Below are 24,375 nucleotides of genomic sequence, written 5' to 3'. Positions count from 1 at the left end.
ACAGGACAAGCAGTTACAGGACAAGCAGGTCCCGGAAAAGGATGGGCCTTCTGATGCGGCTTTCGAGAAAGACGATCGACAGCCTGCCGCGCACCGTCAAAAGGCCCCATTACGACCTCGGGACAGTCACCGTCGGCATCGTCCACCTCGGCATCGGTGCCTTTCATCGCGCGCACCAGGCCGTCTACACCGATGCGCTACTCTCCGAGGATCCGTCCTGGGGCATCTGCGGCATCTCGCTGCGCAGCCCGGAGACGCGCGACGCGCTTCAACCGCAGGACGGGCTCTACACCCTCGCCGTCCAGGACGGCGAAGGCTCCGATCTCAGCGTGGTCGGCAGTGTCGTCGAGCTCCTTTGCGCGCCGGAGGACCCGGAAGCCGTCCTTCGCCGCATGGCGGATCCCGGCACACGGATCGTGTCGCTGACGATCACCGAGAAGGGCTATTGCCATAACCCGGCAACCGGCACGCTCGACGAAGGCCACCCGGACATCGTCCACGATCTCGCAAACCCCGCGCGGCCGCGATCTGCGATCGGCTTCATCGTCGAGGCGATTTCGCGCCGCGCCGGCGCCGGTATCGCGCCCTTCACGCTGCTCTCCTGCGATAATCTTCCGGGGAATGGCCATGTCCTGAAGCGTATCGTCACGCAGTTCGCGGAAGCGCGCGATCCCGCCCTCGCCGCCGTCGTCCGCAACGTCGCGTCGCCTTCGACCATGGTGGATCGCATCGTTCCGGCCACCACCGACAGCGACCGGAGCGCGGTCGCCTCGGCTATGGGGCTCGAAGATGCCTGGCCGATCATGACCGAACCCTTCCGGCAATGGGTGATCGAGGAGGATTTCCCGCTCGGCCGCCCGGCCTGGGAAAAGGCGGGAGCGCTCTTCGTCCAAGACGTCTCCGCCTTCGAGTTCATGAAGCTCCGGCTTCTGAACGGAAGCCATTCCACGCTCGCCTATCTCGGTTATCTCGCCGGTGCCGAGACCGTGGCGGACGCCATGGCCCTTCCGGGCATGGAAGCGTTGGTCGAAGGCTTGATGCGCGACGAGGTGAGCCCCACCCTGGCGGAACTGCCCGGCTTCGACCTTCCGGCCTATCGGGCCGAACTCCTTCAGCGCTTTCGCAATCCGGCGCTTCGCCACCGCACCTGGCAGATCGCCATGGACGGCTCGCAGAAGCTGCCGCAGCGCCTTCTCGGCTCGATCCGCGACCGCTTGCAGGCAGGGGCCGGCTATGACCGGCTGGCGCTCGGGGTCGCCGCCTGGATGCGCTATGCGCGCGGCCTGGACGAGGCGGGCCGTCCCATCGACGTGCGCGATCCGCATGCCGCCCGGATCGCCGGCCTTGCGCAGGGAATTGACGAGCCGGATCGCATCGTCGATGCCTTTCTGACGATGACGGACGTCTTCGGCACGGATCTTCCGGCGAGCGCCCCATTTCGCGCCGCGCTGATCAAGGCGCTGGATGGACTCCTCCGGATCGGGTCGGCGGCAACGCTGCGAAGTTTTCGACAGTAAGGGCAAGCGAAGGAAGGCCATGTTCGATCTCAGCGGCAAGACGGCACTGGTTACCGGCGGCGGACGCGGCCTCGGACTGGAGATGGCGAAGGCGCTTGCCGGGGCCGGCGCCTGGACGGTGATCAACGGCCGCAACGGCCAAGGCCTTGAAGAGGCGCGCAAGCGGCTCCACGGCGACGGCATCGAGATCGGGATTGCGGCCGGCGACATAACCCGCGACGCCCCGGCGATTATCGCCGCTGCGGTCGAAAAGACGGGCGGGCTCGACATTCTCATCCACGCGGTCGGCGAACGCGACCGCCGCGGGACGGAAGCGATGGAACCGCACGAATTTGCGGCTCTGTTGAACACCGACCTGACCGCGGCCTACGCCGTGGCAAAGACCGCCCTTCCCTATCTCAGGCGTTCTGCGGCAGGGCGGCTGATCTTCGTGACCTCGATCGCCGCCTTTGCGGCGCGGGCGGGCGATCCCGCCTATACGGCAGCGAAGGGCGGGCTCGCCGCACTGACGCGCTCGCTCGCCGTCGAACTCGGCGCCGACAATCTCACCGTCAACGCGATCGCGCCCGGCTGGTTTGCAACCGAGACCAATGCGCATCTCGCAGCCGATCCGGCGCTCAAGGCCTTCGTCGACATCCGCATTCCGCTGAAGCGCTGGGGGCGGCCGGAAGAGATCGCCCCCGCCGCCGTCTTCCTCGCCTCGCCCGCCGCGAGCTTCGTCAACGGAATCACGCTCACCGTCGACGGCGGGATGACCGTGCAGATGTGAGCACGCCGGCACCCCCTCTGGCCTGCCGGCCATCTCCCCCACAAGGGGGGAGACAACAAGCTGCTTGACCTTCGCTTTCCCCATAAGCTTCTGCAAGCGGAACGCATCAGTGATGCAGAGAGCCTGCCACATCTATTCTCCCCCTTGTGGGGGAGATGGCCGGCAGGCCAGAGGGGGTAAAGCGGAGCCCCTACCCCTCTTTCGCCTCCTCGTTCCCCCTGAGCAGATGGATCAGCGCCGAGAAATCCTCTGCCCCGTGGCCGAGCTTCTCGAAGAGGCTGTAAAGCTGTGTCGCCTGTGCACCCATCGGCGTCGTCGCACCGCTGGCGCTGGCGGCCTGCTGCGAGAGTTTCAGGTCTTTCAGCATGAGGCTCGCGGCGAAACCCGGTTTGTAGCCGCCATTGGCAGGCGAGGTCGGAACCGGGCCGGGCACCGGGCAATAGGTCGTCAGCGACCAGCACTGGCCCGACGAGGTGGAGGCCACGTCGAAGAGCGCCTGATGCGAGAGGCCGAGCCGTTCGGCGAGCACGAAGGCCTCGCAGACCGCCGCCATGGAAACGCCGAGGATCATGTTGTTGCAGATCTTCGCCGCCTGGCCGGCGCCGGCGTCGCCGCAATGGACGATCTTCTTGCCCATGGCTTCGAGCAGGTGCTTGCCGCGCGAGAAGGCGCCCTCGCTCCCTCCGACCATGAAGGTCAGCGTAGCGGCCGACGCCCCCGCCGTGCCGCCGGAAACCGGCGCGTCGAGCGAAGGGCAGCCGGCCTTTTCGGCAAAGCCGTGCACCTTGCGCGCGCTTTCGACATCGATCGTAGAACTGTCGATCAGAAGCGTGCCGGGATCGACGAAGCCGAGCAGTTCGTCCCATACGTAAAGGACATGCGCGCTCGCCGGCAGCATGGTGATGACGCATTCCATCTCACGCACGGCCTGGGCGATCGAGCCGGCGACCGAGACGCCCGTCTTGGCGGCGGCATTGCGCGAGGCTTCCGACAGGTCGAAGCCGGTCACCGCGTGGCCTGCCTTCACCAGATTGGCGGCCATCGGTCCGCCCATGTTGCCAAGCCCGATAAAGGCGATCTTCGTCATCTTGCCTCTCCTCCTCAACTGAAACCTGTCACGAACCGCCCGCGCGGGCCTTATGCCTTCCCGGCGAAGAGCACCGCGCCGTCATTCCTCCCGAAACGGGCGAGCAGATCGGGGGTAGCTTCCGAAAGCCCGACCGACCATTTCGGATTCCGGTCCTTGTCGATCACCGCGGCCCTGACGCCCTCGTAGAAATCCGGATTGGAAAGCATGCCGAGGGTCGCGGCATATTCCCGCTCGAGGCATTCGTTGAGCGTTGCGCTGGAGCGCCCTGCCCTTAAGAGCGACAGCGTCAGCTTGAGGCTGATCGCCGATCGGGTCTTCAGGAGTTCGAGCGTCTCGCGCGCGAAATCCGACTCGTCCTTCTCCAGCGCCGCGAAGATCTCCTCCACGGCATTGAAGGCGAAGCAACGGTCGATGACGGACAGGTGGTCCAGCAGGGCCGATGCCGGGGGCTCGCTCGAAACGGCGCGGATCGCCGCCGAAACGTCATCGGCCGTGGCCGAGGCGGAAAGCGAGGAGAGCGCGCCGAGGAGCTCGCCGATCCTCTCGGAGGGAACGAAACTGTCGGCGAGCCGCGCATGGATGACCGCCGCCGCACCGATGTCGCGGCCCGTCAGCCCGAGATAGGTACCGAACTCGCCGGGCGCACGCGGCAGGAGCCAGGTCGCGCCGACATCGGTGAAATAGCCGATCCCCGTTTCCGGCATGGCAAAGCGCGTCCTCTCGGTCACGATCCGATGGCTGCCATGGGAGGAAACGCCGACGCCGCCGCCCATCACGATCCCGTCCATGATCGCGATATAGGGCTTGGAATAGGCTGAAATTCGGCTGTTGACGATGAACTCCTCGCGCCAGAACTGCGCACCTTCCTCAGGCCGTTCACGGCCGCTTTCGTAGATCATCCGGATGTCGCCGCCGGCGCAGAGGCCCCGTTCGCCCTCGCCCGTGACAAGCACTGCGGCAATCTCCGGGTCGCGCTCGAATTCGGTCAGCGCCGCAGCGATCGCGCGGATCATCGTGCGATTGAGGCTGTTCAGTGCGCGCGGACGGTTGAGGCGCAGCCTGCCGATCGCGCCCTGGCGCTCGACAATGACCTCCGGAAGCGTGGTCTGCATCTCCATCGAAAATCCTTCCTATTTCCGTCCCATGATCGCACGCGACACGATCAGCCGCATGATCTCGTTGGTACCTTCGAGTATCTGGTGCACCCTGAGGTCCCGGACAATCTTCTCGACGCCGTAGTCGGCGAGATAGCCGTAGCCGCCATGCAATTGCAGTGCGTCATTGGCGACAGCAAAGCAGCGATCTGTGACAAAACGTTTGGCCATGGCGCAGAGCTTCGTCGCCTCCGGGTCCGCCGCATCGAGGGCGCAGGCCGCCCGCCAGAGGAAGGTCCGGGCGATTTCCAGATCCGTCGCCATGTCGGCGAGGCGGAACTGCAGCGCCTGGAATTCGCCGATCGCCTTCCCGAAGGCCCGGCGCTCCTGGACATAGGCGAGCGCTTTGTCGAAAGCGGATTGCGCGCCGCCGAGCGAGGCGGCGGCGATGTTGAGCCTTCCGCCGTCGAGGCCGGCCATGGCGATCCTGAAGCCCTCGCCCTCGGCCCCCAGGCGGTTCTCGACGGGAACGCGAACATTGTCGAGCATCACCGCCCGCGTGGGCTGGGCATGCCAGCCCATCTTCTTCTCATTGGCGCCGAAGGTGAGCCCCGGAGCGTCCTTCTCGACGACAAAGGCGGAGATCCCCTTCGGCCCCTCCTCGCCCGTGCGCGCCATGACGACATAAAGACCGGACTCGCCGGCACCGGAAATGAACTGTTTCTGGCCGGTAAGCAGATAGGCGTCACCCTCGCGCACCGCCCTTGTCTTGAGCGCGGCCGCGTCCGAGCCGGAGCCGGGCTCCGTCAGGCAATAGCTCGCCAGTACGTCCATCGTGAGAAGCGGCGGAAGCAGACGCCGGCGCTGCTCGTCCGTGCCGTAGCGGTCGATCATGCCGGCGCACATATTGTGGATCGAAACGAAGGAGGCGATCGCGGGGCAGCCGGTCGCGAGCGCCTCGATGATCATCGCCGCGTCGAGGCGGGTAAGTCCCGTTCCGCCGACGTCGTCGCGGACATAGATGCCGGCCATTCCGAGCGCAGCCGCCGCGCGCAAAGTCTCCACGGGAAAGTGCTTCTGCTGGTCCCAGTCGACGGCGTGGGGCGCGATCTCGTCCCGCGCAAAATCGAGCGCCATCGTGCGGATGGCCTCCTGCTCCTCCGACAGGCGAAAATCCATATGCATGTCCTCCCTGACCCGCATAGTGATGGTGTATGGCCTAGTTACAATAAATGCCGTACAGGCACAGGCGTAAATTCTCACAGTATCTGTTCAAAAACGAACAGAGCGGGAGTTCAGCTCTCACTCAGACGATACGGCAGAGCGCCGCGCATGTCATGATCGACGATCAGCTTGCGCTTGAGCGGGGGCACCGCACGGCTCGCGCATCTGGTGCGCTCGCAGATGCGGCAGGAAATTCCGATCGGATCGTAGGCGGCGCGGTTGCCGAGGTCCATGTCGTCCGCATAGACGAAGGCATCGGCGTAGGAGACTTCACAGCCGAGCGCCAAGGCATAACGGGGATGGGCGGCACGGTAGCCGCCGCCGCCTTTGGTGATCTGGGTCGCAAGGCAGAGATAGCGCACGCCATCCGGCGTCTCGGCAAGCTGGCGGATGATCCGGCCGGGCGTCTCGAAGGCCTGGTGCACGTTCCAGAGCGGGCAGGCCGCGCCGAAACGGGCGAATTGCAGCTTGGCGGCGCTGTGGCGCTTGGTGATGTTGCCGGCCCGGTCGATCCGCGCGAAGAAGATCGGAATGCCTTTCTGACCGGGCCGCTGCAACGTCGAAAGCCGATGACAGACCTGCTCCAGCGAGGCACCGAAACGGGCTGCAAGAAGCTCCACGTCGTGGCGCAGATCGCGCGCGGCTTTCAGGAACGGCTGGTAGGGCAGGATCAGCGCGCCGGCGAAATAGTTCTGCAGGCCGATTCGACAGATCTCATAGGCTTCCTCGGTGCGGAAGCCGGCGCTTCCCGCGACACGGTCGATCTCCTCGCGGGCGTGCATCTGGGCGATCTGCAATGCGAGCTGGAAGTCGCGCGTCGCCGCCGGCGCGTAGGGATTGAGCGTGAGTAGGCGGGCGCGGGGATCGAAACGGCGGATCGCCTCGTCGCCCGCTGCCCCGCGCACGACACGTATCCCGTGGCGCGCTTCCAGATAGGCGGCAAGGGCCGCGTGGTTGTCGCCATCGCCGAGACCGAGCTCACCCGCGAGCGTCTCGGCAAGCATGTCGATCTCGTGGATGTAGTTGTCGACGAAGTGGAAGAAGTCGCGCACCTCTTCATAGGGCGTCGTCTCGACGAAGGAAGCGCCGCGGCCGATCGTGTCGTCGATGCTGGCGAGCTGCTCGCTGTTGCGCCGATAGGCCTGGTGGCAGGAGATCAGCGCATGGGCGAGCCCCGGCGCATTCTGGGCGACGAGCTTCAGCTCCTGCAGGCTCGGCGAATAGGTCTCGAACAAGGGATCGCTCAGCGCCTCCGACAGCGCCGAGAGAAGCCGGTCGCTTTCGCCGGAAGAAAGCTCGGCGATGTCGATCTGGAACTTCTCCGCGAGTGCCAGCAGTACCGCCGCCGACACGGGACGCTGATTGTTCTCGATCTGGTTGAGATAGCTCGTGGAGATGCCGATGCGCTCGGCGAACTGCCCTTGCGTCAGCCGCTTGCCATCCCTCAGATCCCTGACCTTGCGGCCGATATAAAGCTTGCCGATCGCCATGCTCGCAGCCCGTTTCGCAATTTTGCAATTTGCGCTTCGCAATATTGTATGTTTCACCTTTGCACATGATCGGCCGTTTTTCCATCCGGCCTTCGGCGCTATTGCGAAGGTCGGCAAGCCTCTGCACAATCAGCAAAAAACGGGAGGAGAGCGATGCGCGCGGTACTTGAACAGGTCGAAGCCCGACGGGCCGAGGCGCGGGCGGGGGGCGGCGAACGCCGCATCGCTGCGCAGCACGGCAAGGGCAAGCTGACGGCGCGCGAGCGCATCGACGTGCTTCTGGACGAGGGCTCCTTCGAAGAATACGACATGTATGTGACGCATCGCAGCGTCGATTTCGGCATGGCTGGCCAGAAGATCCCCGGCGACGGCGTCGTCACCGGCTGGGGCACGATCAACGGCCGCCAGGTCTACGTCTTCAGCCAGGACTTCACGGTCCTCGGCGGCTCGCTCTCCGAGACGCATGCCCAGAAGATCTGCAAGATCATGGACATCGCCGCGCGCAACGGTGCGCCGGTGATCGGCCTCAACGATTCCGGCGGCGCCCGCATCCAGGAGGGTGTCGCCTCGCTCGCCGGCTATGCCGAGGTCTTCCGCCGCAACGCCGAGGTTTCGGGCGTCATTCCGCAGGTCTCGGTGATCATGGGCCCCTGCGCCGGCGGCGCCGTCTATTCGCCGGCGATGACCGACTTTATCTTCATGGTGCGCGACAGTTCCTACATGTTCGTGACCGGCCCGGACGTCGTGAAGACGGTCACCAATGAGATCGTCACCGCGGAAGAGCTCGGCGGCGCCCGCACGCACACGACGAAATCCTCCGTCGCCGACGGCGCCTACGAGAACGACATCGAGGCGCTCGAGCATGTCCGGCTGCTCTTCGATTTCCTGCCGCTCAACAACCGCGAGAAGCCGCCGGTCCGCCCCTTCCATGACGATCCGGGACGCCTGGAGATGCGCCTCGACAGCCTGATCCCGGACAGTGCCGCCAAGCCATACGACATGAAGGAATTGATCCTCGCCATTGCCGACGAGGCCGATTTCTTCGAACTGCAGGCAAGCTTCGCCCGCAACATCATCACCGGCTTCATCCGCATCGAGGGCCAGACGGTCGGCGTCGTCGCCAACCAGCCGATGGTTCTCGCCGGCTGCCTCGACATCGACTCCTCGCGCAAGGCCGCGCGTTTCGTCCGCTTCTGCGACGCCTTTTCTATCCCTATCCTGACGCTCGTCGACGTGCCCGGCTTCCTGCCCGGCACCGCGCAGGAATATGGCGGCGTCATCAAGCACGGCGCCAAGCTGCTCTTCGCCTATAGCCAGGCGACGGTCCCCATGGTGACGCTGATCACGCGCAAGGCCTATGGCGGCGCCTATGACGTCATGGCGTCCAAACACATCGGAGCCGACGTGAACTACGCCTGGCCGACGGCCGAGATCGCCGTGATGGGCGCCAAGGGCGCGACCGAGATTCTCTACCGTTCCGAACTCGGCGATCCCGAGAAGATCGCGGCCCGGACGAAAGAATATGAAGAGCGCTTCGCCAATCCCTTCGTCGCCGCCGAGCGAGGCTTCATAGACGAGGTGATCATGCCGCACTCCTCCCGCCGCCGCATCGCCCGCGCCTTCGCCTCCTTGCGCAACAAGCAGGTCGAGACCCGCTGGCGCAAGCACGACACCATCCCGCTTTGACGGGAGAACCCGATGGGACACATGTTCAAAAAGATCCTCATCGCCAATCGTGGTGAAATCGCCTGCCGCGTCATCCGCACCGCGAAGGCTCTCGGCATTCCGACCGTCGCCGTCTATTCGGATGCCGACCGCGACGCCATGCATGTGCGCATGGCGGACGAGGCCGTCCATATCGGCCCATCCCCATCCAGCCAATCCTACATCGTCATCGAGAATATCCTCGCGGCGATCCGCCGGACCGGGGCCGATGCCGTTCATCCCGGCTACGGCTTCCTCTCGGAAAATGCCGCCTTCGCCGAGGCTCTCGAGAAGGATGGCGTGACCTTCATCGGCCCGCCGGTCCGGGCGATCGAAGCGATGGGGGACAAGATCACCTCGAAGAAGCTCGCCGCCGAAGCGGGCGTTTCCACCGTTCCCGGCCATATGGGGCTGATCGGGGATGCGGACGAGGCCGCGCGCATCGCTGCCGAGATCGGCTTTCCGGTGATGATCAAGGCTTCCGCCGGCGGCGGCGGCAAGGGCATGCGGATCGCCTGGAACGAGCGCGAGGCCCGCGAGGGTTTCCAGTCGTCGAAGAACGAGGCGAAGAGCTCCTTCGGCGACGACCGCATCTTCATCGAGAAATTCGTGACCGAGCCCCGCCACATCGAGATCCAGGTGCTCGGCGACAAGCATGGCAATATCCTCTATCTCGGCGAGCGCGAATGCTCGATCCAGCGGCGGAACCAGAAGGTCATCGAGGAGGCGCCCTCGCCCTTTCTCGACGAGAAGACGCGCCGCGCCATGGGCGAGCAGGCGGTCGCGCTGGCAAAGGCCGTCGGCTATCACTCGGCCGGCACCGTCGAATTCATCGTGGACGCCGGCCGCAACTTCTACTTTCTCGAAATGAACACCCGGCTGCAGGTCGAGCATCCCGTGACGGAACTCGTCACCGGCCTCGATCTGGTCGAGCAGATGATCCGCGTCGCGGCCGGCGAAAAGTTGGCTTTCGCCCAGAAGGACGTGAGGCTCGACGGCTGGGCGATCGAAAGCAGGCTCTATGCGGAAGACCCCTACCGCAATTTCCTCCCCTCGATCGGCCGGCTGACGCGCTATCGCCCGCCCGAGGAAGGGACGCAGGCGGACGGCACCGTCATCCGCAACGACACCGGCGTCTTCGTCGGCGGCGAGATCTCGATGTATTACGATCCGATGATCGCCAAGCTCTGCACCTGGGGACCGGACCGGCCGACGGCGGTCCGCGCGATGGCGGATGCGCTCGACGCATTCGAGGTCGAGGGCATCGGCCACAACCTGCCCTTCCTCGCAGCCGTGATGCAGCAGGAGCGTTTTCGCGAGGGGCGGCTGACCACCGCCTATATCGCCGAGGAATTTGCCGGCGGTTTCCACGGGGTGGCGCTGGACGATGCATCCGCACGCAAGCTCGCCGCCGTCGCGGCGACGGTCAACCAGACGCTCCAGGAGCGCGCCAGCCGCATTTCGGGCACCATCGGCAACCACCGCCGGGTCGTCGGCCATGAATGGGTGGCGAGCCTCGACGAGCACGAAATTCAGGTCACCTGCGAGGTTTCCGCCGACGGCACCTATGTCCGCTTTGCCGACGGGACATCCGTTTCCGTCGCAACCGACTGGGCCCCCGGCCGCACCCGCGCCGCTTTCAACATCGACAATCAGCCCATGAGCGTGAAGGTCGAGCTCGCCGGCCCGGGCATAAGGCTGCGCTGGCGCGGGATTGACGTCGTTGCACGGGTCAGAAGCCCGCGCATCGCCGAACTCGCCCGGCTGATGCCGAAGAAGCTGCCGCCGGACACCTCGAAGATGCTGCTCTGCCCGATGCCCGGGGTGGTGACATCGATCACGGTCAAGGCCGGCGAAGCGGTCGAGGCCGGACAGGCGATCGCCGTCGTCGAGGCGATGAAGATGGAGAACATTCTGCGGGCGGAAAAGCGTGCGATCGTGAAGCGCGTGGCGATCGAAGCCGGCGCGAGCCTCGCGGTGGACGAGTTGATCATGGAGTTCGAGTGATGGGAGGAACTGGGCGCGTCGCCTTTCCGGCTTGCCCCTCTCCTCGGTTTTAACCCGAGGACTAACCCTCTCCCCGCATGCGGGGAGAGGGGACTTCGTCAGCGCGGCAGACACCTTCTCCCCGCTTGCGGGGAGAAGGTCCCGGCAGGGGGATGAGGGGCTGGCGCCCGGAACCGGCAGCCGGATGAGCGGCCCACCATTGCACGGAAGCTTGGAGTGGAACCAATGACCGAAAAGACCATCAAGGACTGGGAAGCCCTCGCCGAGAAAGAACTCAGGGGCTCCCCCGAAAGCCTCGTCTGGCACACGCCCGAGGGCATCGACGTCAAGCCGCTCTATACGAGCGACGACATCTCCGGCATCGGCCATCTGAACTCGCTCCCCGGCTTCGAACCCTTCGTGCGCGGCCCGCGCGCCACCATGTATGCCGGGCGGCCCTGGACTGTCAGGCAATATGCCGGCTTCTCGACGGCCGAGGCGTCCAACGCCTTCTATCGCAGGAACCTCGCCGCCGGCCAGCAGGGCGTCTCGGTCGCCTTCGATCTCGCCACGCACCGCGGCTATGACAGCGACCACCCGCGCGTCGAAGGGGATGTCGGCAAGGCCGGGGTCGCGATCGACTCGGTGGAGGACATGAAGATCCTCTTCGACGGCATCCCGCTCGACAGGATTTCCGTCTCTATGACCATGAACGGCGCGGTGATCCCGATCCTCGCCTCCTTCATCGTTGCCGGCGAGGAACAGGGCGTCAGCCGCGACAAGCTCTCCGGGACCATTCAGAACGACATCCTCAAGGAGTTCATGGTCCGCAACACCTACATCTATCCGCCGGAACCCTCGATGCGGATCGTCGCCGACATCATCGAATATACGGCGAAGGAGATGCCGAAGTTCAATTCGATCTCGATCTCCGGCTATCACATGCAGGAGGCCGGCGCGACGCTCGTGCAGGAACTCGCCTTCACCCTCGCCGACGGGCGCGAATATGTGCGCGCAGCACTCGCCAAGGGGCTCGACGTCGACGATTTCGCCGGCCGGCTCTCCTTCTTCTTCGCGATCGGCATGAACTTCTTCATGGAGGCGGCGAAGCTGCGCGCCGCGCGGCTCCTCTGGACGCGGATCATGCAGGAGTTCAAGCCCGAGAAGGCGTCCTCCCTGATGCTGCGGACCCATTGCCAGACGTCGGGCGTCTCGCTCCAGGAACAGGATCCCTACAACAACATCGTCCGCACCGCCTTCGAGGCGATGTCGGCCGTCCTCGGCGGCACGCAATCGCTGCACACCAATTCCTTCGACGAGGCGATGGCGCTTCCGACGGATTTCTCCGCCCGCATCGCCCGCAACACGCAATTGATCCTGCAGCACGAGACCGGCGTGACGAAGGTCGTCGATCCGCTTGCCGGCTCCTATTACGTCGAAAGCCTGACGAACGAGCTTGCCGAAAAGGCCTGGGCCCTGATCGAGGAAGTGGAGGCGCTGGGCGGCATGACGAAGGCAGTCAATGCCGGCCTGCCGAAGCGGCTGATCGAGGAGGCCGCGACCCGGCGCCAGGCGGCCGTCGACCGCGCCGAGGAGGTCATCGTCGGCGTCAACAAATACCGGCTCGAGAACGAGCAACCGATCGACATTCTCCAGATCGACAACGCCGCGGTTCGGACGGCACAGGTCAAGCGCATCGAGGAGACCAGGCGGCGCCGGGACTCGCAGAAGATGAAGCAAGCGCTGGACGCGCTGGCCGATGTGGCGCGCAGCGGCAAGGGCAATCTGCTCGCCGCCGCGGTCGAGGCTGCCCGGGCGCGCGCCACTGTCGGTGAAATCACCGACGCCATGCGCGAGGCTTTCGGCGATTACACTGCCATTCCTGAAGTCGTCACCGATATCTACGGCAAGGCTTATGAAGGCGATCCGGAACTCGGCGTTCTCGCCGGGCGGCTCGGCGAAGCGACGAAGCGCCTCGGCCACAAGCCGAGGATCATGGTAGCCAAGCTCGGCCAGGACGGGCACGACCGCGGCGCCAAGGTGATCGCATCGGCCTTCGGCGATATCGGCTTCGATGTCGTCGCGGGCCCCTTGTTCCAGACGCCGGAGGAAGCTGCCGATCTGGCCCTCGCCGAAGAGGTCACCGTTATCGGCGTTTCATCGCTTGCCGCCGGGCACAGGACGCTGATGCCGCAACTTGCCGAGGCACTGAAGAAGCGCGGCGGCGAGGACATCATCGTCGTCTGCGGCGGTGTCATCCCCCGGCAGGATTATGATTATCTGATGGAGAACGGCGTCGCCGCCGTCTTCGGACCCGGCACCCAGGTGCTCGACGCGGCGCGCGCCGTGCTGGACCTGATCGAAGGCAAGCGGCGAAACGTGTAAACCGGCCGAGTTCAAGTCTCGATCCGGAGCTTCATCCGGTCGGCTGCAAAGCGCGTTCGCGAATATTCGACTGGGCGGCCTTCTAGATCGGCGTTGACCGATTGCGTCTCCATGACGATCGCCCCCGGCGATAGTTTCAGAAGCGAGAGTTCCTCTGCCTCCGCGTGCCGCGCGACGATCTCCGTCGAGACCCGGACGTAGTCGTCGAGCCCATGCGCGGCGAAGGCCTTGGTGACCGAGCCGAGCCGCGCATATTCCTCCGCCATCCTCGCAAAGCGCTCGGCGGGGTAGTAGCTGACCGCCGTCGAAAGCGGCCGCCCGTCGCCGCTGCTGACGGTGCTGAGCTCGATGAGAGGGGTGCCTGGGGGAACGCCAAGCGCAGCGGCGATTTCGCCGCTTGCCGGCACTTGGGCGTGCCCCAGGAGCTCGGTTCCGATTTCCCTCACCTGACGGCCGAGACCTTGCGAGAAGCGAGTGCGCCGCGAGATCGGATAGCTCACGCGATCCTTGCGCTCGATCATCGTGCCGCGCCCCTGCACCGCGCGCACCAGACCTTCTTCCGCGAGTGCGGCCAGCGCGCTGCGGACGGTGTGGCGATTGACGCCGAATTCCGCTGCAAGGGCCGTCTCCGGCGGCACCATGCCGGTGGCGTCATAGTCGCCATTGCTGATCGCGAGCCGTATCCTGTCGGCAATCTGCCGCCATAGCGCCACGCCCATCTGCCGTTCGACGACCTTCGCCACCATCTTCTTCGCCCCGCTTCTTAGCCGCCAGTTTCTTAGCAAATGTCACAAGCCTGTCATTTGCGAAGGTTATGGAAAGGTATAAGATGTATAGTTGTCTAGATCAATAGACATTTTGGAGTGAAATGATGGACGCAGCGAAGACAAGTGACGATGCAGGCGGCGCTCAGCGCCGGGAAGGCATGCGGCTTCTGGCGCGCGCGACGCTCGGCGAACTTTCCTTGGCCTGGGACGCGATCGACGACAAGCCGGAGGTCGCGCCGGTGCGCGGTCCGGAAACCGGGCTCGTCATGGTGCGCGGCAAGATCGGCGGCGGCGGCGATCCTTTCAATCTCGGCGAGGCCACCGTTTCACGCGCCACCGTGCGGCTTTCGACCGGCGAGGTCGGCCATGGGCAACTGCTCGGCACCGACAAGGCACGCGCCCGCTTTGCCGCGATCTTCGACGCGCTTTTTCAGAGCGCTACGCATCGCGCAAGCGTCAAGGCGCTGCACGAGCAGGTGGCCGCTCGTCTCGATGCGGAAGACCGTCGCAAGGCCGAGGAAACGGCCGCGACCCGCGTCGACTTCTTCACCATGGTCCGCGGAGAGGATTGATGACCGCCCAATCGCAAATCTATAGCGGCGCCTTCGCCGATCCCGTCTTCGAGGCGCAGTCCGTGTTCCGCAGCCTGATGGACTGCTTCGCCCGCCCGGGCATCATCGGCCGGCTGTCCACTGCTGCAGCCCCGCCGGCGCCACTCGGAGAGGCAAGCGGAGCTGTCGCGCTCACGCTCTGCGACCATGACACGCCGGTCTGGCTATCGCCGGCGCTCTCCAAATGCTCGGCGCCGAAGTGGATCGCGTTTCACACCGGCGCCGGCGTCACCGAGACGAAGGACGAGGCCCGCTTTGCATTCTTCGAGAAGGGCGCGGCCGTGCCGGGCTTCGACCAGTTCGCCCTCGGCACGCAGGAATATCCCGACCGTTCCACCACGCTCGTCGTCGAGGTGGAAGCGCTCGAAGGCGGGCAGCCGCTCATCGGCCGGGGACCGGGAATCAAGCACGGGATCGTCATCGCACCGAAGGGTCTGCCCGACGTGTTCCTCGACCTCTGGGCCGCCAACCGGGCGATCTTTCCGCGCGGCATCGATCTCGTCCTGACGGCGCGCGAGGCAGTGCTCTGCCTGCCGCGCACCACCAAACTCGAGCGGGAGTAAGCGCATGTATGTAGCCGTCAAGGGCGGAGAAGCCGCCATTGCCAATGCTCACCGGCTGCTGGCCGACCGCCGGCGCGGCGACCGGGCGCTGCCCGCGATCACCATAGATCAGGTCGTCGAGCAGCTCGGGCTCGCGGTCGACCGCGTGATGGCCGAGGCCTCGCTTTACGACCGTGCGCTTGCGGCGCTTGCCGTGCGCCAGGCGCGCGGAGACATGATCGAGGCGATCTTCATCCTGCGTGCCTACCGCACCACCCTGCCGCGCTTCGGCTATTGCGAACCGGTCGACACCGCGAAAATGAAGGTCGAGCGGCGCGTCTCGGCGACCTACAAGGATCTGCCCGGCGGCCAGCTTCTCGGCCCCACCTTCGACTATACGCACCGCCTTCTCGACCCGTCGCTGATCGGCGAAGAACCGGTCGATGAGCCGGCCCTCAAGGAGCCGGGCGAACATGTCATGCGCGTCTCCGACATTCTCGACGGCGAAGGCCTGATCGAGGGCGACGGCCAGATGCCGGAAGGCCACGTGGCGGGCGACCTCACGCGCGAGCCGATGGAATTTCCGATGGCGCGCGATCTCCGCCTGCAGGCGCTTGCCCGTGGCGACGAAGGATTCCTGCTGGCGCTCGCCTACTCCACGCAGCGCGGCTATGGCCGCACGCACCCCTTCGTCGGCGAGGTCAGGATCGGCGAGGTCGAGGTCGAACTGGAGCTGCCGGAGCTGGGCTTTGCCGTTTCGCTTGGGGTCATCCGCGTTACCGAATGCCAGATGGTCAACCAGTTCAAGGGCTCGTCCAGGCAGCCGCCGCAATTCACCCGCGGTTACGGGCTCGTCTTCGGCCAGAGCGAGCGCAAGGCGATGTCGATGTCGCTGGTCGACCGGGCGCTCCGGACCGACGAATTCGACGAGGACATCGTCGCTCCCGCCCAGGATCAGGAATTCGTCATCTCGCATGCCGACAACGTCCAGGCGACCGGCTTCGTCGAGCACCTGAAGCTGCCGCATTACGTCGACTTCCAGGCCGAGCTCGACCTGGTCAGGCGCATGCGCCGCGAACACGACGCCGCCCAGGCCGGCGGCAAGGACGGCATGAAGGAGGCCGCCGAATGAACGACCTCGCAACTTACAACTTCGCCTATCTGGACGAGCAGACGAAGCGGATGATCCGCCGCGCGATCCTGAAGGCGATCGCCATTCCCGGCTATCAGGTGCCCTTCGCCTCCCGCGAAATGCCGATGCCCTATGGCTGGGGTACCGGCGGCGTGCAGGTGACCGCCTCCATCCTCGGGCCCGACGACGTGCTCAAGGTGATCGACCAGGGCGCCGACGACACGACGAACGCCGTTTCGATCCGCGCCTTCTTCCAGAAGGTCGCCGACGTCGCCGTCACCACGAGGACGACGGAGGCGACGATCATCCAGACGCGCCACCGCATTCCCGAGGAGCAACTGCGAGAGGGGCAGACGCTCGTCTACCAGGTGCCCATTCCGGAACCCCTGCGCTTCCTCGAGCCGCGCGAAACCGAGACGCGCAAGATGCATGCGCTGGAAGAATACGGGCTCATGCATGTGAAGCTCTACGAGGACATCGCCCGCAACGGCCATATCGCCACGACCTACGCCTATCCGGTAAAGGTCGAGCGCCGTTACGTGATGGACCCCTCGCCGACGCCGAAATTCGACAATCCGAAGATGCATATGTCGGAGGCCCTCCAGCTCTTCGGCGCCGGCCGGGAGAAGCGCATCTATGCGGTGCCGCCCTATACCGAGGTCGTCAGCCTCGATTTCGAGGATCACCCCTTCGAGGTCCAGAAATTCGACAAGCCCTGCGCCCTTTGCGGCGCCGAGAACGTCTATCTCGACGAGGTGGTGCTCGACGACAAGGGCGGGCGCATGTTCGTCTGCTCCGACACCGACCATTGCGAGGATCGCCGGGCGCACGGCCATGCCGGCGCCATGCTCGCCCCCGCCGCGAAAGAAAGCCAGGAGGCTGCAGAATGAGCGCCGTGCCGCTTCTGAAAGTCAGTGACGTTTCGAAATTCTATGGAAGCCGCATCGGCTGCCGCAACGTCTCCTTCGAGCTCTATCCGGGCGAGGTGCTGGCCATCGTCGGGGAATCCGGATCGGGCAAGACCACGCTGCTCTCCTGTCTCTCGACCCGGCTGATGCCGACATCCGGCATCGTCGAATATCACATGCGCGACGGCCAATACCGGGACCTCGCGCGCATGAGCGAGGCCGAGCGGCGCTTTCTGATGCGCACCGATTGGGGCTTCGTTCACCAGAACCCGGCGGACGGGCTGAGGATGACGGTTTCGGCCGGCGCCAATGTCGGCGAGCGCTTGATGGCGGTCGGGGACCGGCACTACGGCAATATCCGCGCGGCGGCAGGCGACTGGCTGAGGCGCGTGGAAATCGAAGAGGACCGGATCGACGATCAGCCGCGCGCCTTCTCCGGCGGCATGCGCCAGCGCCTGCAGATCGCCCGCAATCTGGTCACCTCGCCCCGCCTCGTCTTCATGGACGAGCCGACCGGCGGCCTCGACGTCTCGGTGCAGGCACGCCTGCTCGATCTGGTTCGCGGGCTCGTCCACGACCTCGGCCTTGCGGCGGTCATCGTCACTCATGACCTCGCCGTCGCGCGCCTCCTTTCGCACCGGATGATGGTGATGAAGGACGGCGCCGTCATCGAGCAGGGTCTGACCGACCGGGTGCTCGACGATCCGCGCGAGCCCTACACGCAGCTCCTCGTTTCCTCGATTCTTCAGGTGTGACGCATTGACAATGCGCAACGGAAAGTAAAGACCATGCCAACTCCCCTCGTTGTCTCGGAAGTCGCGAAAAGCTTCACCATGCACCTTCGCGACGGCGTGCGCCTGCCGGTGGTCGCGAATGTCTCCTTCTCGGTGAAGGCCGGCGAATGCGTCGTGCTCGGCGGCCCCTCCGGCGTCGGCAAGAGCTCGATCCTCAAGATGCTCTACGGAAATTACGGCGTCGACGAAGGCCAGATCCTGGTGGAACATGACGGCCGCCTCGTGAACCTCGCGACGGCCGAGCCGCGCACCGTGCTCGAGGTGCGCCGCACGACGCTCGGCTATGTCAGCCAGTTTCTGCGTGTCGTGCCGCGCGTCTCCGCCCTCGACATCGTCGCCGAGCCCTTGCAGGCACGCGGTGTGGCGGCGGCGGAAGCGCGGGAGCGCGCGGCCGAGCTGCTTTCGAGGCTCAACCTGCCGAGGGAACTCTGGGCTCTGCCGCCGGCCACCTTCTCCGGCGGCGAGCAGCAGCGGGTCAACATCGCCCGCGGTTTCATCACCGACCACAAGATCCTGCTCCTCGACGAACCGACGGCGTCGCTCGACGCGAAGAACCGCGCCGTGGTGGTGGAAATGATCGCCGGGAAGAAGGCGGCCGGCACGGCGCTGATCGGCATTTTCCATGACGAGGAGGTGCGCGAGGCGGTCGCCGATCGCATCATCGACGTCTCGGAATTCTCGCCGAGGAAATACGCCGCATGAGCCAGAAACTCGGCCCCGAACCCACCATCCATCCGACTGCGAGCGTCGTGAACTCGACCCTCGGCCGCTACACCGAAGTCCAGGAACGCTCGCGCCTCGACGAGGTCGAGTTCGGCGACTATTCCTACATCATGCAGGACGGTTCGATCTGGTGCGCGACGGTCGGCAAATTCGTCAACATCGCCGCGGCCGTGCGCATCAATGCCACCAACCACCCGACCTGGCGGGCGACGCTGCATCATTTCACCTATCGCGCACCTATGTACTGGGACGATGCGGAGCCCGACCACGATCTCTTCGCCTGGCGGCGGCAGAACCGGGTGACGATCGGCCACGACGTCTGGATCGGCCACGGCGCTACGGTCCTGCCCGGCGTGAGCGTCGGCAACGGAGCCGTGATCGGCGCCGGCGCCGTCGTCTCCAAGGACGTCGCGCCCTACACGATCGTCGGCGGGGTCCCTGCGAAACTCATCCGCGACCGCTTCACGGCCAGGATCGGCGAAGCCATGGACCGGCTCGCCTGGTGGGATTGGGATCACGCCAAGCTGCGCCACGCGCTGGACGATTTCCGGGAACTGACGGCGGAGGAGTTTCTTGTGCGGTATAGTTAGGCGCCGCGCATATGATACCCCTCATCCGCTGCCGCGACCTTCTCCCCGTTTCGACGGGGAGAAGGGACAAGCCGCAGACCCTTAAGTCCCCTCTCCCCGCAGGCGGGGAGAGGGCTAGGGTGAGGGGCAAATCCGCCGCCGCAAGCGTATCAACCCGCCGCAGCTTCCCTCAAAAACGCACCCGCGACCCGTGCCACCAGCGCCAGCGAGACCGCACCCGCATCCGGGTGGCCGATGCTCTTTTCGGCCAGCGGCCGCGCCCGGCCGAGTTTCGGGGTCAGCGCGGAGGTCGCATCGGCGGCCTCTTGTGCGGCCTTGGCCGCCGCATCCCAGGCTTCGACAAGCGGCCTGCCGGCGGCGGATTCCCTTTCCAGCGTCTCCACGAAAGGCACCAGCGCGTCGACCAGCGTCTTGTCGCCCACGCGCGCGCGGCCGAGGCGCGTGACGCCGTCGAGTGCGAGGCGGGAGCCCTTCACGATCGCCGCGTCGCTCACCTTATCCTCATCGCTGAGGGCATTGCTCCAGGAGCGCAGAGCCAGGCCCCAGATGGCGCCCGAGGTGCCGCCGGCGCGGTCCGCCCAGGCGTCGCCCGCGGCAGCAAGTACGCTTGCAGCCCCTGCCCCCGCCACGACCGCGGTCTGTGCTGCGTCGAATGCGGCGGCAGAACCGCGGCGCATGCCCTGGCCGTGATCGCCGTCGCCGGCAAAGGCGTCGATGCGGCCGAGCTCCTCTTCCGCCTCCTTGAGCGCCTCGGCAATATTGCCGATCAGCCGGGCGATGCATTTGCCGCTTTCCTTCGAGGCGTCCGATGCAGGGCCGAAAGACTGCGGTCCGTCGGCGTCTACGATCTCGTCGGTCGCCGGTTCGGCGGCAATGATCACGCCCTTGCGCAGCACCGGCGCATCCGTGGGCGCGCGCCAGAGCGCCTCCAGCTCTTCGTCCAGCCAGAGAAGGGTGAGCGAGCAGCCCTGCATGTCGAGGCTGGTGACGAATTCGCCGCATTCGGGGTCGACGATTTCAAGACCCGCGTCATTGAGCTGTCTGGCGACCGCCGTCCAGAGCACGAAGAGTTCTTCATATTTGGTCGAGCCGAGGCCGTTCAGCACGGCGGCCACCTTCCTGGAGCCCTCGGGGCGCTCGGCAAGAAGCTTGCCGGTAAGGAGCTTTGCGAGATCGCTCGCCGTCGCGATCGTCTCCTCGCTGACGCCCGGTTCGCCGTGAATGCCGAGCCCGAGCGCCATCTGGCCCTTCGGCACGGTGAAGAGCGGGCCGGCAGCACCCGGAAGCGTGCAGCCGCCGAAGGCGACGCCGAAGGATACCGTCCGATCATTGGCATGACGCGCGAGCCGTTCGACCTCGTCGAGCGACTTGCCGGCTTCGGCTGCCGCGCCGGCAATCTTGAAGACGACGAGGTCGCCGGCAATCCCGCGGCGCTTGGCAGACGTTTCCGCGGGCGCACTCGCCACGTCGTCGGTCACCGGCAGGATGCGCACGTCGATGCCTTCGGAGCGAAGCCGTTCGGCAGCAACCCCGAAATTCAGGACGTCGCCGGCGTAATTGCCGAAGCCGAGAAGCACTCCGCCGCCCTGGTCGGCATGGCGGCAGACGCGGGCTACCGCGGCAGTCGAGGGCGAGGCAAAGACATCGCCGGCGACCGCCGCGTCGGCGAGCCCCGGCCCGACATAGCCGGCAAAGGCCGGGTAATGTCCCGAGCCGCCGCCGACCACGACGGCGACCTTGCCCTTCGGCACCTTGGTCGAGCGCACGACGCCGCCCTTCACCAGGCGGACGTTGCGCTGATAGATCGCTGCGAAACCGGCGAGTGCGGTCGTGGCGAAATCTTCCGGAGCGTCAAAGATCGTGGTCATCGCTTCAATGTCCCCTTCAATGTCCTTCTTGTCGAGGCAGGATACGCCTCAGATAGTCGCGATTGGCGGCGCTGACGGAAAGGCCGTCACCGCCGTAATGCTCGCAGAGGAAGGGACTGTCGAAGCCATGCGCCAGCGCCATGCGAATTGCCGCCCGATAGTTGATCAGGCCGAATTCGAGCGGGGCCGGATGGGTGACGATGACGCCCGATGCCGGATCTTCCGTGCGGTTGTAGTTCTTGACGTGCCAGTATTTGGCAAAAGGCGCAACCTTCGCCATCATTTCCTGCCAATGTTCCACGGGCCGGTGCAGGCGGATGAGATTGCCGAGATCGGCATTGATGCCGACATTGGCGAGGCCGACCTCCTTAACGAAGCGCACGGAACTGTCAGCCGTGCCCAGATAGGTGTCCTCGTACATCTCCAGCGAAACTTCGATGCCGAGTTCTTCGGCATGGCGGCCGAGTTCGCGAACACGCGAAACCGCCAACTGCCAGGTTCCCGCGTCGTCGGGGTTCTTCACGCCGTCGACCGTCCAGAACCAGAGCACTTTCTTCTGCGCCTCCGTCAGCGGGCCGAAGAAGCCGAAGGACACGGAACCGGCGCCTACGGCGGCGGCCGCCTCGATGACCCGGTGTCCATAGGCGAGGTATTCCTCGCCATGTTCCGGGTCTATGAGGCTGCGCCGCGAGGTGGAGATCGCCGGTATCGTGAGGCCGAGAGACCGGGTCAGACCCACGAATTCATCGAGCCTTTCCGCCGAAAGATCCGCCAGCCGTATCCAGCTGTCGGTCGGGTCCAGTTCCGTGAAGCCGGCATCGACCACGTCGGCGAGCGTCGCCGCCCACTCCTCGACCGGCTGGTCCTGCACCGATCGGCCGTCCGGCAGAAGGTTGGGGTACTGGATCATCGCGGCCGCAATCGGCCAGTTGTCACGGTTCCATTTGCGCGGCGCCATGGCGGACTCCTCGGGATTGAATTGGAACTAGGGGTACCGGACGAGGCAGCCGGTCAGGCCGCCGCGTTGCCGTCGCCGCTCGAAGCGGCAACCTCGTTCTTGCGCTTGCGCAATGTGCCGATCAGCCAGAAGAAGAGCGGCGACAGAAGCAGCGCAAGGGCGACGGCCATCAGGGCGGAGACAAGGCCGTTCGACCAGAAGATGTCGAGGCTGCCGCCCGACATCAGCATCGACTGGCGGAAGGCGTCTTCCGCCTTGTCGCCGAGCACCATGGCGAGAACCAGCGGCGCCAGCGGGTAGTCGAGTTTCTTGAACACATAGCCGAGGAGACCGAAGCCGATCACCATGAAGATGTCCGAGACGGAGTTCGCGACCTGGTAGGCCCCCGAGAAGATCACCGCGACGATGATCGGTCCGATGATCGAGAACGGCACGCGCAGGATCGAGGCGTAAAGCGGCACCGTCGCGATCACGAGGAAGACGGCGACGACATTGCCGAGATACATGGAGGCGATCAGACCCCAGACGAAGTCCGGGCGATCGGTGAAGAGCATCGGGCCGGGCGTCAGGCCCCAGATCATCAACCCGCCCATCATCACCGCGGCGGTGGCGGAACCCGGGACGCCGAGCGCCAACATCGGCAGCAGGGCCGAAGTGCCGGCGGAATGGTCGGCCGTCTCGGGCGCGACGATCCCGCGCGGATCGCCCTTGCCGAACATCGACTTGTCGCGCGCCGAGCGCCGGGCGACGCCATAGCTCATGAAAGAAGCGGCGGTCGGGCCGGCCGGCGTGATCCCCATCCAGATGCCGATGATCGTCGAGCGGGCGATCGTCAGCCAGTAGCGCGGGATCTCGACCAGCGTCCTGCCGATCTCGGAGAGACGCACCCGCGCCTTGATGCCTTCGAAGCGCAGCCCCTCTTCCGTCGTCAGCAGGAGTTCGCCGATGCCGAAGAGTCCCATGACGGCAATCAGGAAGCTCACGCCCTTGATCAGTTCGGGGATGTCGAAGGTGAGCCTCAGATTGCCGGATATCGTATCCATGCCGATGGAGGCGAGCGCGAAGCCGAGCATCATCGAGACGAGCGTCTTGAAGGGCGACTGCGCGCCCATCGAGATGAAGCTCGCAAAGGCGAGGAAGTAGACGGCGAAATATTCGGGCGAGGAGAATTTGAGCGCAAAGTTCGCCACCCAGCCCGAAAGCAGCGTGATCATGACGACGCCGGCAAGCGCGCCGAGGCCGGCCGAAACGAAGGCGAGCGTGAGCGCCCGGCTCGCATGGCCGGCTCTCGCCATGGGATAGCCGTCGAATGTTGTGGCGACCGAGGAGGGCTCGCCCGGAATGTTGAAGAGGATCGACGTGGTCGAGCCGCCGAAAAGCGCGCCCCAATACATGCAGGACAGGAGGATGATCGCCGAGATCGGGTCCATGGAGAAGGTCAGCGGCAGGAGCAGCGACACGCCGTTCGGCGCACCGAGGCCCGGCAGCACGCCGACGAGGATGCCGAGCGTCACGCCGACGATCATCAGCAGGATGTGGTTCCAGCTGAGGATGTGGCCGAAGCCATCGATCAGAAGACCGATATTTTCCATGTCATTCCTCCCGCAAGCACTGCACCCTTGCGGGTCAGTAAATTCCGAACCAGGCCTCGACCGGTCCCTTCAGCAGCGGAACCTGGAAGCCGATTTCGAAAACGATGAAAAAGAAGATCGAGACGCCGAGTCCTGCGGGGATCGCGATCCACCATTTGTAGCGCCCCTGGAAGAGCATTGTCGCGGCGATGTAGAGCGCCGTTCCGACATAGAGCCCCAGCCAGGCGGAAACGGCGGCGAAGGCCGCAACCGGTAGCAGGAAAGAGGCGACCACTCTGGCGCGGGCGCCGTCGAGGAAGACCTCGCCCGTACCGCGATGCTTGAAAAATGCGTGCCCGATATTGGCGAGGCTGCCGAGAACGATGAGCAGGCCGATATAGAAGGGGAAATAGCCTGCATCCGGACCCATATCTGTCCAGCCCGCACCGATGTCGAGGGAGCCGTAGCAGACAGCGATGCCGAAGGCACCGGTCAGCGCGGCGACGCCGAGTTCCACCGCAAAGCGGCTGGCCCCATTCGCACTTTTCTCACTCATGATCGTGACCTTTCCGAGCAGAGAATGGGCGTCCGAGAGGCCGAGGATGGATGCGGTTCTGCCCGCATCCTCTTCCCTGGGTCCCAAGCGCCCATC

The 24,375-nt window shown here is 65.4% G+C and carries 21 protein-coding genes; 12 read left to right on the top strand and 9 right to left on the bottom strand.

Annotation, left to right across the window (positions count from 1 at the left end; genetic code table 11):
* The first annotated feature begins 41 nt into the window (after positions 1-41).
* Together M1D34_RS18075 and M1D34_RS18070 are read left to right on the top strand one after the other, a co-directional pair.
* The gene (locus tag M1D34_RS18075) at positions 42-1,517 is read left to right on the top strand and encodes a mannitol dehydrogenase family protein (protein ID WP_498783387.1); all 1,476 of its coding nucleotides are present in this window, start codon (positions 42-44) and stop codon (positions 1,515-1,517) included.
* Between the two features lie 19 nt (positions 1,518-1,536).
* Positions 1,537-2,286 (top strand): SDR family oxidoreductase, encoded by a 750-nt coding sequence (locus M1D34_RS18070; RefSeq protein ID WP_107592022.1) that lies wholly within the window; start codon positions 1,537-1,539, stop codon positions 2,284-2,286.
* A gap of 190 nt (positions 2,287-2,476) precedes the next feature.
* Here the strand turns inward: M1D34_RS18070 and mmsB are convergent, their stop codons facing one another.
* The 4 genes from mmsB to M1D34_RS18050 all read right to left on the bottom strand — a co-directional run bounded on the left by mmsB (position 2,477) and on the right by M1D34_RS18050 (position 7,184).
* Positions 2,477-3,373: a 3-hydroxyisobutyrate dehydrogenase gene (gene mmsB, locus M1D34_RS18065; RefSeq protein WP_498783385.1), complete on the bottom strand. Its 897-nt coding sequence runs from the start codon at positions 3,371-3,373 to the stop codon at positions 2,477-2,479.
* 50 nt (positions 3,374-3,423) lie between these two features.
* Positions 3,424-4,494, bottom strand: a complete 1,071-nt coding sequence (locus M1D34_RS18060; RefSeq protein WP_498783383.1) for an enoyl-CoA hydratase/isomerase family protein — start codon at positions 4,492-4,494, stop codon at positions 3,424-3,426.
* 12 nt (positions 4,495-4,506) lie between these two features.
* Positions 4,507-5,649, bottom strand: a complete 1,143-nt coding sequence (locus M1D34_RS18055; protein WP_498783381.1) for an isobutyryl-CoA dehydrogenase — start codon at positions 5,647-5,649, stop codon at positions 4,507-4,509.
* Between the two features lie 116 nt (positions 5,650-5,765).
* Positions 5,766-7,184, bottom strand: coding sequence for a helix-turn-helix domain-containing protein (locus M1D34_RS18050; protein WP_498783379.1), 1,419 nt, complete (start codon positions 7,182-7,184; stop codon positions 5,766-5,768).
* Positions 7,185-7,337: 153 nt separating this feature from the next.
* On the opposite strand from M1D34_RS18050, the gene M1D34_RS18045 reads away from it, so the two are divergent.
* From M1D34_RS18045 to scpA, 3 genes are all read left to right on the top strand, one after another.
* Positions 7,338-8,870: an acyl-CoA carboxylase subunit beta gene (locus M1D34_RS18045; protein WP_498783377.1), complete on the top strand. Its 1,533-nt coding sequence runs from the start codon at positions 7,338-7,340 to the stop codon at positions 8,868-8,870.
* Positions 8,871-8,882: 12 nt separating this feature from the next.
* A complete protein-coding gene (locus M1D34_RS18040; protein WP_498783375.1) occupies positions 8,883-10,895 on the top strand; it encodes an acetyl-CoA carboxylase biotin carboxylase subunit in 2,013 nt (670 codons plus the stop codon).
* Between the two features lie 225 nt (positions 10,896-11,120).
* Entirely contained in the window at positions 11,121-13,259 is a 2,139-nt protein-coding gene (scpA, locus tag M1D34_RS18035; protein ID WP_498783373.1) for a methylmalonyl-CoA mutase, read from the top strand.
* An 11-nt stretch (positions 13,260-13,270) separates the two neighbouring features.
* Here scpA and phnF read toward each other — a convergent pair whose 3' ends face one another.
* On the bottom strand, positions 13,271-14,005 hold the full coding sequence (phnF, locus tag M1D34_RS18030) for a phosphonate metabolism transcriptional regulator PhnF (RefSeq protein WP_015008113.1): 735 nt from the start codon (positions 14,003-14,005) through the stop codon (positions 13,271-13,273).
* 125 nt (positions 14,006-14,130) lie between these two features.
* On the opposite strand from phnF, the gene phnG reads away from it, so the two are divergent.
* From phnG to M1D34_RS17995, 7 genes are read left to right on the top strand one after another with little or no spacing between them, the layout of a single operon-like run.
* A complete protein-coding gene (gene phnG / locus M1D34_RS18025) occupies positions 14,131-14,598 on the top strand; it encodes a phosphonate C-P lyase system protein PhnG (RefSeq protein WP_498783371.1) in 468 nt (155 codons plus the stop codon).
* Positions 14,598-15,200 (top strand): phosphonate C-P lyase system protein PhnH, encoded by a 603-nt coding sequence (gene phnH / locus M1D34_RS18020; RefSeq protein WP_498783369.1) that lies wholly within the window; start codon positions 14,598-14,600, stop codon positions 15,198-15,200. The genes phnG and phnH overlap by 1 nt, the downstream gene beginning before the upstream one ends.
* Before the next feature lie 4 nt (positions 15,201-15,204).
* Positions 15,205-16,311 (top strand): carbon-phosphorus lyase complex subunit, encoded by a 1,107-nt coding sequence (locus M1D34_RS18015; protein ID WP_127526948.1) that lies wholly within the window; start codon positions 15,205-15,207, stop codon positions 16,309-16,311.
* Positions 16,308-17,201, top strand: a complete 894-nt coding sequence (locus M1D34_RS18010) for an alpha-D-ribose 1-methylphosphonate 5-phosphate C-P-lyase PhnJ (protein WP_498783366.1) — start codon at positions 16,308-16,310, stop codon at positions 17,199-17,201. The genes M1D34_RS18015 and M1D34_RS18010 overlap by 4 nt, the downstream gene beginning before the upstream one ends.
* The gene (phnK, locus tag M1D34_RS18005) at positions 17,198-17,974 is read left to right on the top strand and encodes a phosphonate C-P lyase system protein PhnK (RefSeq protein WP_010976255.1); all 777 of its coding nucleotides are present in this window, start codon (positions 17,198-17,200) and stop codon (positions 17,972-17,974) included. Before M1D34_RS18010 ends, phnK begins: the two co-directional genes overlap by 4 nt.
* 33 nt (positions 17,975-18,007) lie before the next feature.
* The gene (phnL, locus tag M1D34_RS18000; protein ID WP_013850329.1) at positions 18,008-18,715 is read left to right on the top strand and encodes a phosphonate C-P lyase system protein PhnL; all 708 of its coding nucleotides are present in this window, start codon (positions 18,008-18,010) and stop codon (positions 18,713-18,715) included.
* Positions 18,712-19,326: a DapH/DapD/GlmU-related protein gene (locus M1D34_RS17995; protein ID WP_003530637.1), complete on the top strand. Its 615-nt coding sequence runs from the start codon at positions 18,712-18,714 to the stop codon at positions 19,324-19,326. The genes phnL and M1D34_RS17995 overlap by 4 nt, the downstream gene beginning before the upstream one ends.
* Before the next feature lie 149 nt (positions 19,327-19,475).
* On the opposite strand, the gene M1D34_RS17990 is transcribed toward M1D34_RS17995, so the two are convergent.
* Genes M1D34_RS17990 through M1D34_RS17975 form a run of 4 tightly spaced genes read right to left on the bottom strand, consistent with a single transcriptional unit; the run spans position 19,476 to position 24,366 of the window.
* Positions 19,476-21,194: a dihydroxyacetone kinase family protein gene (locus tag M1D34_RS17990; protein ID WP_003536882.1), complete on the bottom strand. Its 1,719-nt coding sequence runs from the start codon at positions 21,192-21,194 to the stop codon at positions 19,476-19,478.
* A gap of 16 nt (positions 21,195-21,210) precedes the next feature.
* Positions 21,211-22,152 carry a sugar phosphate isomerase/epimerase family protein gene (locus M1D34_RS17985; RefSeq protein ID WP_003536883.1) on the bottom strand — a complete coding sequence of 314 codons (942 nt, stop codon included), beginning with the start codon at positions 22,150-22,152 and terminating at the stop codon, positions 21,211-21,213.
* A gap of 53 nt (positions 22,153-22,205) precedes the next feature.
* A complete protein-coding gene (locus tag M1D34_RS17980; RefSeq protein ID WP_153314058.1) occupies positions 22,206-23,744 on the bottom strand; it encodes a tripartite tricarboxylate transporter permease in 1,539 nt (512 codons plus the stop codon).
* A gap of 34 nt (positions 23,745-23,778) precedes the next feature.
* Positions 23,779-24,366 (bottom strand): tripartite tricarboxylate transporter TctB family protein, encoded by a 588-nt coding sequence (locus M1D34_RS17975; protein ID WP_498783362.1) that lies wholly within the window; start codon positions 24,364-24,366, stop codon positions 23,779-23,781.
* Positions 24,367-24,375 lie beyond the last annotated feature (9 nt).

The organism is Ensifer sp. D2-11 (assembly GCF_054161295.1).
Note: the sequence above shows the minus strand (reverse complement) of the source record. Positions and strands in the feature narration are given on the sequence as shown.

Coding starts and splice junctions, on each gene's coding strand:
- M1D34_RS18055 (WP_498783381.1), bottom strand. CDS start 5,649: ATGGATTTTCGCCTGTCGGAGGAGCAGGAGGCCATCCGCACGATGGCG.
- phnL (WP_013850329.1), top strand. CDS start 18,008: ATGCCAACTCCCCTCGTTGTCTCGGAAGTCGCGAAAAGCTTCACCATG.
- phnK (WP_010976255.1), top strand. CDS start 17,198: ATGAGCGCCGTGCCGCTTCTGAAAGTCAGTGACGTTTCGAAATTCTAT.
- M1D34_RS18060 (WP_498783383.1), bottom strand. CDS start 4,494: ATGGAGATGCAGACCACGCTTCCGGAGGTCATTGTCGAGCGCCAGGGC.
- scpA (WP_498783373.1), top strand. CDS start 11,121: ATGACCGAAAAGACCATCAAGGACTGGGAAGCCCTCGCCGAGAAAGAA.
- phnF (WP_015008113.1), bottom strand. CDS start 14,005: ATGGTGGCGAAGGTCGTCGAACGGCAGATGGGCGTGGCGCTATGGCGG.
- phnH (WP_498783369.1), top strand. CDS start 14,598: ATGACCGCCCAATCGCAAATCTATAGCGGCGCCTTCGCCGATCCCGTC.
- M1D34_RS17980 (WP_153314058.1), bottom strand. CDS start 23,744: ATGGAAAATATCGGTCTTCTGATCGATGGCTTCGGCCACATCCTCAGC.
- M1D34_RS18070 (WP_107592022.1), top strand. CDS start 1,537: ATGTTCGATCTCAGCGGCAAGACGGCACTGGTTACCGGCGGCGGACGC.
- phnG (WP_498783371.1), top strand. CDS start 14,131: ATGGACGCAGCGAAGACAAGTGACGATGCAGGCGGCGCTCAGCGCCGG.
- M1D34_RS18050 (WP_498783379.1), bottom strand. CDS start 7,184: ATGGCGATCGGCAAGCTTTATATCGGCCGCAAGGTCAGGGATCTGAGG.
- M1D34_RS18075 (WP_498783387.1), top strand. CDS start 42: ATGGGCCTTCTGATGCGGCTTTCGAGAAAGACGATCGACAGCCTGCCG.
- M1D34_RS18045 (WP_498783377.1), top strand. CDS start 7,338: ATGCGCGCGGTACTTGAACAGGTCGAAGCCCGACGGGCCGAGGCGCGG.
- M1D34_RS17985 (WP_003536883.1), bottom strand. CDS start 22,152: ATGGCGCCGCGCAAATGGAACCGTGACAACTGGCCGATTGCGGCCGCG.
- M1D34_RS17995 (WP_003530637.1), top strand. CDS start 18,712: ATGAGCCAGAAACTCGGCCCCGAACCCACCATCCATCCGACTGCGAGC.
- M1D34_RS17990 (WP_003536882.1), bottom strand. CDS start 21,194: ATGACCACGATCTTTGACGCTCCGGAAGATTTCGCCACGACCGCACTC.
- M1D34_RS18015 (WP_127526948.1), top strand. CDS start 15,205: ATGTATGTAGCCGTCAAGGGCGGAGAAGCCGCCATTGCCAATGCTCAC.
- mmsB (WP_498783385.1), bottom strand. CDS start 3,373: ATGACGAAGATCGCCTTTATCGGGCTTGGCAACATGGGCGGACCGATG.
- M1D34_RS18040 (WP_498783375.1), top strand. CDS start 8,883: ATGGGACACATGTTCAAAAAGATCCTCATCGCCAATCGTGGTGAAATC.
- M1D34_RS18010 (WP_498783366.1), top strand. CDS start 16,308: ATGAACGACCTCGCAACTTACAACTTCGCCTATCTGGACGAGCAGACG.